Origin of the sequence: Stenotrophomonas sp. G4, assembly GCF_003428825.1 — a bacterium.
Classification (GTDB): domain Bacteria; phylum Pseudomonadota; class Gammaproteobacteria; order Xanthomonadales; family Xanthomonadaceae; genus Stenotrophomonas; species Stenotrophomonas indicatrix.
In genome coordinates, this window is sequence record NZ_CP031741.1 from 2,446,614 (window position 1) to 2,460,046 (window position 13,433).

General features: G+C 68.1%; 13 protein-coding genes. All 13 read right to left on the reverse strand.

What is annotated here, in order from left to right:
• Positions 1–166: 166 nt before the first annotated feature.
• The 13 genes from D0Y85_RS11375 to D0Y85_RS11435 all read right to left on the reverse strand — a co-directional run bounded on the left by D0Y85_RS11375 (position 167) and on the right by D0Y85_RS11435 (position 13,299).
• The gene (locus D0Y85_RS11375) at positions 167–1,342 is read right to left on the reverse strand and encodes a substrate-binding domain-containing protein (protein WP_117310542.1); all 1,176 of its coding nucleotides are present in this window, start codon (positions 1,340–1,342) and stop codon (positions 167–169) included.
• 255 nt (positions 1,343–1,597) lie between these two features.
• Positions 1,598–2,797, reverse strand: coding sequence for a type II secretion system inner membrane protein GspF (gene gspF, locus D0Y85_RS11380; protein ID WP_117310543.1), 1,200 nt, complete (start codon positions 2,795–2,797; stop codon positions 1,598–1,600).
• A 7-nt stretch (positions 2,798–2,804) separates the two neighbouring features.
• Complete coding sequence (gene gspE / locus D0Y85_RS11385) at positions 2,805–4,247, reverse strand: type II secretion system ATPase GspE (RefSeq protein ID WP_117310544.1); 1,443 nt, start codon at positions 4,245–4,247, stop codon at positions 2,805–2,807.
• The gene (gene gspD / locus D0Y85_RS11390) at positions 4,244–6,619 is read right to left on the reverse strand and encodes a type II secretion system secretin GspD (protein WP_117310545.1); all 2,376 of its coding nucleotides are present in this window, start codon (positions 6,617–6,619) and stop codon (positions 4,244–4,246) included. Before gspD ends, gspE begins: the two co-directional genes overlap by 4 nt.
• Entirely contained in the window at positions 6,616–7,143 is a 528-nt protein-coding gene (gene gspM / locus D0Y85_RS11395) for a type II secretion system protein GspM (protein WP_117310546.1), read from the reverse strand. Before gspM ends, gspD begins: the two co-directional genes overlap by 4 nt.
• On the reverse strand, positions 7,140–8,306 hold the full coding sequence (gene gspL / locus D0Y85_RS11400; protein WP_117310547.1) for a type II secretion system protein GspL: 1,167 nt from the start codon (positions 8,304–8,306) through the stop codon (positions 7,140–7,142). Before gspL ends, gspM begins: the two co-directional genes overlap by 4 nt.
• A complete protein-coding gene (gene gspK / locus D0Y85_RS11405; RefSeq protein WP_117311918.1) occupies positions 8,303–9,163 on the reverse strand; it encodes a type II secretion system minor pseudopilin GspK in 861 nt (286 codons plus the stop codon). The genes gspL and gspK overlap by 4 nt, the downstream gene beginning before the upstream one ends.
• Before the next feature lie 54 nt (positions 9,164–9,217).
• Complete coding sequence (gene gspG, locus D0Y85_RS11410) at positions 9,218–9,655, reverse strand: type II secretion system major pseudopilin GspG (RefSeq protein WP_025874367.1); 438 nt, start codon at positions 9,653–9,655, stop codon at positions 9,218–9,220.
• A 57-nt stretch (positions 9,656–9,712) separates the two neighbouring features.
• Positions 9,713–10,297 (reverse strand): hypothetical protein, encoded by a 585-nt coding sequence (locus D0Y85_RS11415; protein ID WP_117310548.1) that lies wholly within the window; start codon positions 10,295–10,297, stop codon positions 9,713–9,715.
• Positions 10,298–10,416: 119 nt separating this feature from the next.
• Positions 10,417–10,968 (reverse strand): hypothetical protein, encoded by a 552-nt coding sequence (locus D0Y85_RS11420; RefSeq protein ID WP_117310549.1) that lies wholly within the window; start codon positions 10,966–10,968, stop codon positions 10,417–10,419.
• A gap of 53 nt (positions 10,969–11,021) precedes the next feature.
• Entirely contained in the window at positions 11,022–12,002 is a 981-nt protein-coding gene (locus D0Y85_RS11425; RefSeq protein ID WP_117310550.1) for a DUF4880 domain-containing protein, read from the reverse strand.
• Between the two features lie 69 nt (positions 12,003–12,071).
• Positions 12,072–12,602 (reverse strand): sigma-70 family RNA polymerase sigma factor, encoded by a 531-nt coding sequence (locus tag D0Y85_RS11430; RefSeq protein ID WP_025874363.1) that lies wholly within the window; start codon positions 12,600–12,602, stop codon positions 12,072–12,074.
• A 16-nt stretch (positions 12,603–12,618) separates the two neighbouring features.
• Complete coding sequence (locus tag D0Y85_RS11435) at positions 12,619–13,299, reverse strand: STN domain-containing protein (RefSeq protein WP_117311919.1); 681 nt, start codon at positions 13,297–13,299, stop codon at positions 12,619–12,621.
• Positions 13,300–13,433: the final 134 nt, after the last annotated feature.

Consider the following 13,433-nt stretch of genomic DNA (forward strand, 5'->3'; position numbering starts at 1 on the left):
GGCGACGATCGGGGAGGCACGCGCAACGCATGCCCTGCCCCTGATAGACGGTTCACGTGACACGAAGCCGACAGCGAGACACTGCGGCGGCAGCACCGTCGCGGAAATGGCGACGCCGGCCCAGCGGCCGGCGTCGGGTCAAACAGGATTCAACCGGTGCTGCGGATTACAGCGGACGGCCGATGCCAGCGCAGGTGCTGGGGTTGTTCAGGCCGGCAGTGCTGCTGGCCAGCACGAAACGGTTGCGGATCGCATCGCGCCAGGCCTTGGTCAGCGGGATGAAGCCGTGGTCGGTGATCGACTTCTCATACGCGACGGTGTAGGTCGCCGGATAGTGGCGGGCCAGGAAGCCGCGCAGGCTGGTGGCGACGCTCGAATCCTTGTAGCACTGGCCGATCACCAGGTTGGTGTAGCCGGCGATCGGATAGCCGGCCGACGGGTTGCCGAACACCGGCACCCAGTTGGCGGGGTTCTCGGCATCGGCGCCGGTCGGCGGAGCGACGGTGTCCAGGGTGGCCTGCACGCTCACCTGGTCCGGCGAGAAGCCCTTGACCTTTGCAACCTTGGTGGCATCGGTCAGGCTCGGGATCACGTCCGGACCCACATAGCCGATGCGGCCGGCCTGCGCGTACACGGCGTTGTACAGCGAGGTGCCACCGGTGGCCGGGGCGGCCACCAGGAATGCCGGCAGGTTGCCGTTGGCATCGCGCTTGTACAGGTCGGCGAAGGTCGACTTGATGGCGAACTTGCCGCCCACCAGGTTCGAGGTGGCAGCGTTCTCAGCCGCACAGGCCGCAGTCAGGAAGCGGCTGAACATTTCGCTGGTGCCGCTGCTTTCCGGGCGGTAGACCACCTGGATCGGGCCGCTGCGGTTGGCATCGATGGCCGACCAGTCGCTGATCGCACCCGAGAACACGCCGCATATCTGCGCCACGCTCAGGTCCACCGCCGAACCGGCCTTGTTGAACGGGATGGTGACCGAGGTGGCCACCGACGGCACCTGGATCAGCGCGCCGTAGCGGTTGGCATTGGTCGGCTGGTTGAAATTGGTGGTGTAGGTGTTCAGTTCGGTGCTGCTCAGCACCGAATCGCTGCCGGCGAAATGCACGGTGCCGGTGGTCGAGAACAGCGCCGAGTTGTTCTCCAGGAACGCCTTCTTGCCGGTGCCCGAACCGGTCACGGCGTAGCTGAAGTTGGCCGGCAGGATGCTGTCGGTCTGACCCTTATAGAGGTCGGCCGGCAGCGAAGCGCCACCACCGGTAACGGTCTGCGCCGAAGCGGCACCGGCAGTGGCGAGCAGCGCGGCAGCAACCAGCGCGGCCAGGGTCTTGTACTTGGTCATGATCTTCTCCTGAAGGGTTTACTGCGAAGGTGAAACACCAAGGGAGGAACGGTCACTACACGCCTGCTGCCGCCGAGGGCCTCCCAGCCCACTCTGCGGCGACAGGGACATGCTGGTCGCCGCCGATGACAGGCCGCTTAAGAAACCTGTGGAAGATCGAGAAAAGGTGTGGAGGATTGTGTGGAGAATCGAAGGCCTGCCGCGCTGCGCGCTCGCCGGGCATGGCCCGTCGCTACCCGTGATGCGCTTCGCGCATCACTGCACCAGCTGATTCATTTCCATGATCGGCATCAGCACGGCCAGCACGATGGTCAGCACCACGCCGCCCATCACCAGGATCATTGTTGGCTCCAGCAATGCGGTGAGTGCCATTGCACGGCGTTCAATCTCGCGCGAGATGGTCTGTGCAGCGCGGTCAAGCAACGGTGCCAATGATCCGGTCTTCTCGCCACTGGCCACCAGATGCACCAGGATCGGCGGATACACTTTCTGCACCTTCAGCGCAGCGCCAAGCGAAGTCCCTTCGCGCACGCGTGCGGCCACATCATCGGCACAGCGCGCCAGCAGCGCATTGCCCAGTGTCTGTCGTGCGGCGTCCAGTGCGCGCAGCAAGGGCACACCGGCATCAAGCAGGATCGCCAGTGTCGATGCGAAGCGTGCGCTGTTCACGCCCAGCACGAAGCGCCCCACCATCGGTACGCGCAGCAGCAGGGTGTCCCAGCGCAGGCGCAGCTCCGGCCGCCGCAGGGCCAGCCGCCAGCCCACCATCAGCGCGCCGATGCCCAATCCCGTCCATATGCCCCACGCGCGTACGAACGCGCTGGCCGCCAGCATCACCTGGGTCAGCATCGGCAGCGTCTGCCGCGCCTGCACGAACGCAGTCACTACCTGGGGAACCACGTAGCTGAGCAGGAAGATCACGATCGCCACCGACACCTGGCTGATCGCCGCCGGGTAGATGAACGCCGTCAGCACCTTCGCCTGCAGCGCGTTGCGCTCTTCGATGTAGTCGGCCAGGCGCTCCATCACCCGCGCCAGATCGCCGGAATCCTCGCCCGCGCCCACCAGGGCACGATAGATCGCGGGAAAGTCGCGCGGCCGCGCCGCCAGCGCCACGGTCAACCGTTGGCCGGCGCGCACATCGCCACGCACCGCAGTGAGTGCCTGTGCAACGTGCGGGCGTTCGGCCTGTTCGATCACCGCGCTCAACGCGCTTTCCAGCGGCAGGCTGGCGGCCAGCAGGCTGGCAAGTTGCCGCGTGGCCCAGGCCAGTTCGCTGGCCGATAGTCTGCGCATGCCCCAGCCACTGCCGGAATTTCGCGCGGCTGATACCTGTACCGGTGTCAGCCCACGCCCGCGCAGTTGCTGGCGCACGCCGCGCGCGTTGTCGGCGTCCAGCTGTCCCTTCTCGATGCGCCCCTGTGCGTTGGCGGCCTGGTAGTCGAACAGTGCCATGCGCGCCTCAGTCGTCGCCGGTCACGCGCAGGATCTCCTCCAGCGTGGTCATCCCGCTGTCGACCCAGCGCTGCCCGTCCTGGCGCAGGGTGCGCATGCCGGCGCGCCGCGCGGCCTCGCGCAGCGCGGGCTCGCCCTGCCCTTCATGGATCAGTGCCCGCACACGCTCATCCACCACGAACAGTTCGTGGATACCGGTGCGCCCACGGTAGCCGCTGTTCGCACAGGCGGGGCAGCCTACGGCCCGCCACACGGTGCGGCCCTCGGCATCCACTTCGGCACGCCGGCACTGCAGGCACAGCCTGCGCACCAGCCGCTGCGCCAGCACGCCACGCAACGATGAGGCCAGCAGGAAAGGTTCCACGCCCATGTCCGCCAGTCGGGTCACCGCCGAAATCGCATCGTTGGTATGCAGCGATGCCAGCACGCCGTGACCGGTCAGCGACGACTGCACCGCGATCTGCGCCGTTTCCAGGTCACGGATCTCACCGATCATGATGGTGTCCGGATCCTGGCGCAGGATCGCGCGCAATGCGGTGCCGAAACTCATGCCGATGCGCGCGTTGACCTGGATCTGGCCGATACCGGCAAAGTCGTATTCCACCGGGTCTTCCACCGTGAGGATGTTGCTGGTGCTGCTGTCGAGGTGCCCCAGTGCCGCATACAGCGATGTGGTCTTGCCACTGCCGGTGGGCCCAGTCACCAGCACGATGCCATGCGGCTGGCGGATCAACCCGGTGAAGGTGGCCAGCGTATCGTCGGCCATGCCGAGGCGTTGCAGCTGCAACCGCCCGGCATCCTTTTCCAGCAGGCGCAGCACCGCCCGTTCGCCGTGCCCGGTCGGCACGGTGGAGACGCGGATATCCAGCGGCCGGCCACCCACGCGGATCGCAATGCGCCCATCCTGCGGCAGGCGCTTCTCGGCGATATCCAGGTGGGCCATGATCTTGATGCGCGAGACCAGCGCCGCGTGCAACGCACGTCGTGGCTGCACCATGTCACGCAGGGTGCCATCGACGCGGTAGCGCACCACCGAATGGGTTTCGAAAGGTTCGATGTGCAGATCGCTTGCACCGTCACGCGCGGCCTGTGCCAGCAGGGCGTTGATCATGCGGATCACCGGCGCGTCGTCCTGTGCATCCAGCAGATCGGTCACCTCGGGCATGTCCTGCATCAGCCGGTCGAGATCGACTTCACTTTCGGCCGCGCCGACCAGTGCAGCGGCGTCGCCACCGTCACGATACTGCTCGCCCAACCGCTGCTGCCAGGCCGCCGCATCCAGCACCTGGAACGGCAGCGGCCCGTGCCGGCGGCGCAGTTCGGCCACCGCCCAGGCGGCGGTCTCGGCAGTTCCCAGCAGGACCGGCGCGCCGCCTGCTTCGGCCAGCATCACGCCGTGGCTGCGCACCCAGGCATACGGCAGCGCTGGCGGTGGCGTGGCCACGCTCATGGGCCGATGACCAGTTCCGGGGTGTAGCCCAGCCCGCGCAGCTGCTGCAGCGCCGGGTCGAGCGTGGCCGGGTCGCGTGCCACCCGCACCCGCAGTCGCTGTCCGGTTTCGCCCGGCGTGGTTTCGGCATAGGCCTGCAGGCCAAGCGCGCGCACCTGTGTCACGGCCTGCGTGGCACGCGCTGCATCCAGCCCCTGCGCGAACTGCACCACCTGCACAGTGCCCTCGCTGGCCGGATACAACGCCGCAAGGCTGCCGTTCTGCAGCGGCTGGCCCTGGCCATCACGTGCATTGCCCTGGCCCAGCACCGACAGATCCTGCGGCGGCAGCTGCGGTGCCGACAGTGCCGGCAACGCCCAGCTCTGTACCGGCTGTGCAGCGGCCTGGGCGTTGCGCATGTAGTCGTAGCGGTCGCGGGTCAGGCGCTGTCCGGCGGCCGGGTCGCGCACCACGTGCGGGCGCAGGAACACCATCAGGTTGGTCTTGGCCCGCTTGCGCGTGTCGCTGCGGAACAGCGCGCCCAGCAGAGGGATCTTTCCCAGCCCCGGAACAGCATCGCGGCCATGGCTGACGCTGTCTTCCAGCAGGCCGCCCAGCACCATGATCTGGCCGTCATCGAGCAGCACGCTGGTGTCAAGCGCCCGCTTGTTGGTGATGATGCCGGCGCTGCCCGAGCTCTGCGCATCGATGCTGCTGACTTCCTGGTAGATGTCCAGCTTCACCGTGCCGCCCTCGGAAATCTGCGGGCGCACCCGCAGCTTCAGGCCCACGTCCTCGCGTTCGATGGTCTGGAACGGGTTGTTGCTGCCACCACCACCATCGGTGACATAGCGGCCACTGACGAAGGGCACGGTCTGCCCGACCATGATGCTGGCCGCCTCGTTGTCCAGCGTCATCAGGTTCGGCGTGGAGAGGATGTTCGCGCCGCCTTTGCTCTGCAGGGCATTGGCCAGCGCCTTCATGTTTAGGATCTGGCCCACGCCCGGCAGGTTGATCGTGCCGTCGATCACGCCGATGTTCAGTCCGTCTTTCGGCAGCACGTCGAGCGTGGTGCGCACAGTGGTGTTCAGCCCACTGCCGCCGGTGGTGCCGCCGAAGTGGGTGCCACCGAAGGTGCGGCCGTTGCCCAGCATCCATTGCACGCCCAGTTCGGCGGCGTCGGTCTGGTTGACCTCCACGATCAGGCTCTCCACCAGCACCTGCGCGCGACGATGGTCCAGCTGGTCGATCACCCGCCGCAGGTTGCGGTACACCGGCTCCGGGGCAGAGATCAGCAAGGTGTTGGTGGCGATGTCGGCCTGCACCGAGATGCCGTTCTGGCTGAAGCCGGTGCTGCCGGCATCGATCGGATCACGACGGCCCGGGTCAAGCCGTGGCGATTCCAGCGCATTGCCCTTGCTCTTGCCCTGCGCAGGCTGCGCCGGGGTGCTGGCATTGCGGCTGGTTTCGCCCGGCAATGCAGTGATGCCGTCGCTGCTGCCCATTGCCGGCGCATCGCTCTGCCCTGCTACCACGCCCCGCAGCACCCCGGCCAGCTGGGTGGCCTGGGCATTGCGCAGGTACACCACATGCAGGTTGCCGGACTCGTCCTGGGCCTTGTCCAGCTTCTCCACCAGCTGCCGCGCCAGGCGCGTGCGGCCCGGGCTGCTGGAACGCAGCAGCACGCTGTTGCTGCGCGGGTCGGCCATCACCACTACCTTCTGCGCCGGCTCCTCGCCCTGCGCGTCCAGCAGCGGTGCGACCATCGCCGCCACGTCCACGGCAATGCCCTGCTGCAGCTTCACCACGTCGGTGTCCATGCCGGCCGGTGTATCCACGCTGGCGATGACCCGCGCGATGCGCTCCAGGTTGTCGGCGTAGTCGGTGATGACCAGCGTGTTGTTGCCGGGGTTGGCGGTGATCGGATTGTCCGCGGTGATCATCGGCCGCAGCACCGCCACCAGCGCCGCGGCACTCTCGTAGCGCAGGGCAAACGTGCGCGTGGCTATTTCGCCGCCCGCGCCACCGGCACCAACGCGGCCGCCCAGCAGCTTGGCATCGGCCTGCGGCACCACCCGGCTGACGCCCCCGCTTTCGACCACGGCAAAACCGCGCATGCGCAATGCACCCAGCAGCAGCTGGTAAGCCTGCACGCGGCTGACCGGCCCATCGGAGACCACGGTCATCTTGCCGCTCACCCGGGGGTCGACCAGGAACTGGCGGCCGGTGAAGCGTGCCGCCATGCGCAGCACCCCACCGATGTCGGTGTCCACCAGGTTCAGCTGCACCGGTTCGCCATTGGCGTCCTGCGCCTGCACCGGCGCCGGAAGATGGGCCAGGCCCACCACCAGTGCCAGTGCCGCGCTGCAGCCCAGGCTGCGCATCGACTTCATGGATGGCCACCGCCCTGGGCGGCCATCACGATGTTTCCGGAAATCCGTGCCGCCGGCATGTTCGCGTCCCCTGTGCGTTGCAGTTGCAGTTGCTGCAGTTCGATGGCCGGATCGGCCAGCAGCGGCAGCAGCCAGTTCCAGAGCGCATCGGCGGGCACACTGCGTACCTGCAGGTGCCAGCGCCCGTCGCGCGTTTCGATATGCAGGCTGCCGGCCAGGCCGGCAGCGGTGATCTGTTGGCGCAGGCCTGCAAGTGTCGGCCGCCGGCCTTGCGCCTGCTGCTGCTGTTCACGGGCGCGCAGCAGCGGTGCAAGTGCTGCCGCTTGCGCCTGCAGCCGTGGAAGCTCAGCCTGCCAATGGCTGCGCTGCTTGAGCAGCGGCTGCAGCCAGCCCAGCCACAGTGCGGACGCCGCTATCGCCGCAGCCATCAACAGCAGCATCGCGCGCTCGCGCGCCGCCAGCCGCTGCCAATGCTGCGCCAGTCCGCGCACGAAGCCCCCCGGCCGTAGTTCCGCTGTGGTCACGGCGCAGTCCCGCTGCTGATCCGCAAACGGCCACCGGCTTCGTGCGCAAGCTGCAGCCCTTGTGCCTGCATTGCCTGCTGCCAGCGCTCCAGCCGTTGCGCGTCCTCGGCCAAGGCCTGCGCGTCGGCGTCCAGTTCCATGTCCAGCTGGCCCGGTTGATAGCGCAGGCTGCGAACCTGACCAGCCAACTCAGGTATGGCCTGCAGCACGCCGGCTACCTGCTGCTGCACGGCAGGAAGTGCCCGCGGCGCTGCCGGCACCGCCAGTGCCCGCCGTGCCTGCACCACCGGATCGACCACATCGTGGATCTCGGGGAAGTGCGTGCTGAACTGCCGCGCCATGTCATGCTGCAGGGCTTCACCCTCGCTGTGCCAGCGCGACACCTGCAGTTGCAGGCCCAGCGCAGCCAGCACCGCGGCCGCCAGCGCAAGACCGATGGCCAGGCGTGGCGCACCTGCACCGGTAGCCGGCAACGGCAGTGACCAGCCAGGCAGCGGACCGCTGCACTGCACCGCCTGCGTCATCACGCTCGCCGGCAGATGCTCGGCCCACGCGGGCGGCACGGCATCGATCCACTGCACTGCCTGCACCCCGGCCTGCTGCAATCGCACGGCCAGCATCTGCATCACCGAGGCCAGGTCACGCCCACCGCACCACTGCACGAAGCCACGATCGCGGCCACAGCGGACCAGCACCTGCTCACCACACAGCTGCAGGGTGGCCTGGCCCACCGCCCACGGCAGCAGCAGCGGCGTTGGGTGCAGCGCCTGCAACTGCAGCCCGCACTCGTGCAACTGCTGCTGTACGCGCGCAATCGCCTGCAGGCCAAGCCACGCCACCGCCACCGTGCCATCGCCCGCCTGCGTGCCATGGCCCAGCGCCACCTCCTGCAGATCATCCAGCAGCATCGCTTCCACTTCACCCTGCAGGGCCGCCTGCAGGCGTCGCCCGGGCAGCGGCGGCAGCTGCAGCTCAAGCAGGATCAGGTCCTGCGGGTCAAGGCCCGCATGCACCCTCGCCTGCGCAAAGCGCTGGCCCAGCGTCGACAGAGGGTCGCTGCCCGTGGCCAGCACGCGGTCCTTGTGCAGCTGCGCCCACTCAACCGCGCTGTCACCATCCAATCGTTCCAACGCCGGCAGGCGCACTCTCAGCTGCAGGCTCATGCACCGATCCTTGTCCATACCCGTTGCACACGCACGCTGTCGTCGCGGTATTCGCGCCAGATCAATGCGCGGAAATCCACCGATGCACCGTCTGCCTGTACCTGGCCTACCGCCAGGAACCACTCGCTGTGGATACCCAGCGGCATCAGCGCCATCTGTTCGTTGCTCAGCTGCAGCCGGTTGGCGATGTCACCGCGGTTGAGCAGCCAGTGGCCACGATCGCGCTCGCCCAGCAGCGCCTGCAGGCGCCCGGCATCCACCCCCGGTGCAACCGCCTGCAGTACGGCGATGTCACCTGTATTGACGTTGACCAGGGTCTGCGCTGGCAGCACCACCGTACGCCGCGCCAGTGCCTGTATCGCCACCGGATCGGCGCCTGCCAGCACCTGCTCGATCAGCGACTCACGCGGCAACGGTGCACGCGCCTGCCGATCGCCATCGCGCAGGCGCGACTGGACCTGCGTTGCGGCGCTGGCACAGGCCGCGCGGGGCAGCCCCTGCCCCACACACAGCGAAGTGAACGCACGCAGTGCCTCTGCGGCAGGTTGGCCGTCAGCCAGCAGCGTGCGCAGGTTGAACCTCGACTGCGCGTCCACCAACTGCAGGTGCACCGGCAGTGGCGCCTGCAGCTGCACCGGCCGCGCCCAGCGCCCGTTGCCAACGGTAGTCAACTGCTCGCGCGCGTCGTCACGCAACTGCTGCGCCGCGCGTTCCAGCGTGGCGTCCACCGCCATGCGTACCTGCATGCGCAGCTGGTCGCTGCGTACCGCACGCAGCTGTGCCGACTGGCGGGACAGCAGCGCAGTGGCGATCACCGCCACCAGTGCCACCACCAGCATCGCCACGATCACCGCCATGCCCTGCTGGCGGGCAAACGCACCTGGAATGTTCCGGCGTGCCATTGTCCGGCCTCACAACTGCCAGGAGCCGATGTCCGCGTTGCCGGCCTCACCGCCGGGCTTGCTGTCTGCACCCAGCGAGAACACGTCGATATCGCCGTGGGTTCCGGGGTTCTGGTACTGGTAGGGGTGCCCCCACGGATCATCCGGCAGGCGGTCGAGGTACGGCGTGACCGGCATCGCGCCGCTGCCCTGCGGCGGTTTCAGCAGCGCCTGCAGCCCCTGCCCGGCACTGGGGTAACGCCCATTGTCCAGCCGGTACAGCTTCATGGCCTGCATCAGTGCGGCGATGTCCTGGCGTGCCGCCACCACGCGGGCCTGGTCGGGGCGATCCATCAACCGGGGCACGATCAGTGCAGCCAGAATGCCGATGATGACCACCACCACCATGATCTCGATCAGGCTGAAGCCCTGCTGCCGAGCCCTGCGACCACCCATCTGCGTTGCCATTGTTCCGCCCTCATCATCCTGGAAGAGACCGCCGCCCCATGGTCAGCGGCGCATGTGTCAGTACGATAAACATCCTGCGGAAATCGGCCGTTCCTGCAGCCGATCACCCACACCGCGCGTATTCCCCACGCAGGCAGCATCCAGCAGCGACGACGGAACGCGCGCAAGCGTTTCCTCAACGCAGTGCTGCAGCAGTGGCGCGGCACACGCCTGCAGCAGGCGCATGCACTGCAGGGGAGACCAGGCCATGCCATGATCGAAGCCGATGAATTGCCGGTACACCTGGTGATAGCGAAGATCGTCGTGCAGGCGCTGCACGCTGCCAGGGGCGCACAGCGCGATCAGCAGCACCGCACGTTGCACCATGCGCACCTCCGCGTTCTCCTGCGCAAGCGTGGCCAAGGCCGCTTCAGGCCACGGCTGCAGGCATGCGTCCAGCGCCTGCCGCAGCAGCATCAACGGATGGCCGCTGACATCCAGCGCTGACCACCTTGCCGCATCGGCCCAGGCATCGCTGGACAGCATCCACACCCACGGCTGCCCATAGCGCTGCACATTCACTGGGGCATGCCGCGCCTGCTCCAGCGACTGGCTCAGGTGGCGATCCAGCTCCAGCATGCTGATCCTGCGACTGTCGTTCATCGGCGTCGCCTGCGCTCCGCGACGCGGGAGCGTCGTACTCTGCAGAAGACGTCAGCAAGGCAACCGAAGCGACAGCACGAATGCGATGTTGAGCAGTGCGTGGCAGCATCGCGGGAATGTCACCGCAACGTCATCCGCCTGCAGGCTTGCAGGTCCAGGCGCGGCGCCTCTCCGCCACACCGCCGGGCCAGCACGGCAACGTCGCTGCGCTGCGCGAATGCCGCCAGCGCGTGCATCGCGTCCGCGTCATCCAGCAGCGCCGCCGTCGCCGCCTGCAGCAGTGGCAGCTGCCATCCCTCCATCTGTGCATCGCTGGCGGCCACGAACCAGTGCCACAACCGGTGGTAGCGCACGTGATCGTGAAGTGCCGCCAGACCCTCGATGCCGTGCATGGCCTTCAGCAACAAGGCACGTGCCAGTGCAGCGGCAGGCAGCATTCCCGATTCCGAAAGTGGCAGCGCCTGCCGCTGCAACCGCAGCAGCATCGCCAACGGATGGTCCTGTGGCTCGAACTCCAGCAGCACCGCCTGCTGCCGCCACTGCGGGTCGGACACCACGCATACCCACGGCGCGCCATAGCGGTGCACCATCAGCGGCCGCCGTTGGGTGGTTTCCAGCAGCGCCGACAGATTGCGGCGCAGATCCAACACACCGATGGTCTCGTTGCGCATCCTTGGCCTCTCCATGCATGCAGCGGGCGTGCGCGTCGCGCGCAGCCAGGGTCTTACCCCAAGACGGTAATTCCACCGGGAAAGCGACGCAGGCCGAGTGACAGCGTCTGCCCGAGCTGCTCCAGTGCGGCATCCGGATCATCAATGCGGAAGCGACCACTGACCGGCGCCCGCGCCAATGCGGATTCGCCCAGCAGCACCTTGCCGAGCCGGTAGCGGTTGATTTCGGTCACCACCTCACGCAGTGGCGCGCGGCGGAACACCAGCATGCCTTCGGTCCAGGCGCTGACTTCGGCCGCCACGGCTTCGGCCACCACGCCACTGAGGCGCTCGTCATACACCGTCTGCTGGCCGGCCTGCAGCTGCAGGCGACCTTGCGGATGCTCGATGCGCACGCTGCCGCGCAGGCAGGTCACGCGCACCTGGCCGTCGGTGTTGCGCACATCCAGGCGTGCTGCGCCCTCGTCGGCCACCAGGCAACCCGGCCCGGCGAACAGCGCCAGGCGCGCTCCCGCAGCGGCCTCGATCGCCGCCTGTCCCTGCACCAGCTCGAAGCCTTCACCCTGGGCATCACTGCGCCGGCGCAGGCTGCTCTGCGTATCCAGCTCGATCTTCAGGTGCGGCGTCGGCGCAATCTGCAGCCGCTCGCCGGTACCGGTATGGAAATCGGCGGTCATCGCCGTCACCGAAGGCCACAGGCCCAGTGGCGGGTGCAGCGCAGCCACCACGGCCAGGCCCGCCGGCGCTGCCACGGCCGCACCCAGGAATGCACGCCGGCTCCAGCGTTGTGCCGGGGTTGCAGGCTGCGGCTGGCGCGCAGCGGCAGGCAGCTGCTCACCGGCCAGGCGTACCTGTTCCCATTGCCGCTTCGCGCGCGCAAAGGCGTGCCGATGGCCGGGATCGGCCTCGCACCATTGGCGGAATTTCCTGGCATCGGCCGCAGTGGCTTCGCCCGAGGTCAACCGTACCACCCACGCGTGGGCCTGGCGCTCCACGGCGTCGAGCGGGCGGTGCGGTTGGTCGTCAGCGTCCATGAGGGCTCTTGCCGTCCTCGCACGTTGCGGGGTTCTGCTCGGCGTCAAAGTGTAGACGGATGCCGTGCCTCAGAACCGCACCTGCCGTCCCTGCCCGCTGCGTTCGGCCAGGTAATCCTGTGCGGCTTTCAGCTCACGCTGCACCAGCCGCAACGACACGCCCAGGTGCTCGGCCACATCGCGCTGCTGCAGGCCGTCCACGCGGATCGCCAGCAGTATCCGGCGGCGGCGCTCGGGCATCCGCTGCAGCAGGCCGACCATGTCTTCCAGCGCCATCTCCTGCTCGGCCGCCTGTGCCGGCCCCGGGCCGGGATCGGCCATGTCCATCAATGTATCCACTTCTTCCAGGCTCAGCAGGCGATGGTCGGCGCGCTGGCGGTCGATCACGGTGTTCATCGCCATGCGCAGCAGGTACGCCGCGGGGTTCTGTACCGGGTCCAGGCGATCGCGACGCGTGCTCAGGCGCATCCAGGTGTCCTGCAGCGCGTCGCCGGCCAGCTCTTCCGAGCCCAGCTTGCGCACCAGGCGGCGCTTCAGTTCGTCGTACGCGCCCAGCAGATGGTCCATCAGGTCCACCGCCCCAGCCGTGCTGTTGCTCATGTTCGATTCCTTGACGTCATGGTTGGGGCGGGCGCCGACCACAGTCGTGGCCCGCGCTGGAAGGACGAATCTGCAGGGTCACCGGCTGCGGCAGCGCGGCAGCATCGGCGTCCACCCGCAGCGACTGCATCGCCTGCAGAAGACGCGCATCGCGGCGGGGGCTGCCGCTGCCGGCAAGCAGTTCGGGTTCCTGCACCTGGCCGTCGTTGGCAATGCGGAAGCGCAGCGTCGCCGCATAGGCGCCCGGTGCAAGGTCAGGGTCGCCACAGAACGCAGTGCGCAGCCGTTGCTGCAGGTCGCCGAAGCGGCGACGCTGCCCGAGGTCGTTGGCCACACCGGTCGCAGAGGCCTCGGCAGCGGCGTGTGCGGCGCGGCGCAGGACCACGCGCTGCGCGCCGATCAGCTCGGCCTCGACACCCGTATCCTGCAGCACCACCTGCAGCGCCTGCAGTGGCGGCAGGCTGGCCTGCAGCGGATGGCTGCTGCGGCCCGTGCCGAGATCGCCGGGATACATCACCGACCAGCCACTGACGACGCTGAAGCGCTCGACCGCCTGTTCCAGCGGCTGCGCGGGAATGTCATAGGCGCGGATGTCGTCCTGTGCGGCGGCAGCGAAGGCGAACAGCAACCCGGCGGCGGCCGCCACCCTCCAACGTCTGATCGCATGCTGTCCATTCAGCCCCCTGACGTAGAACACATGACCCTCGGCAGCGACATCAGCTGCAGCGGCGAAGCGCGGTGCGACCAGGCGGGTCGACCTGCGCACGGCCGGCAAGCGGGTCAAACCGTAGCGGCGTCACGTGTCATTGCGATGACGGCGGCGCGCAGGGG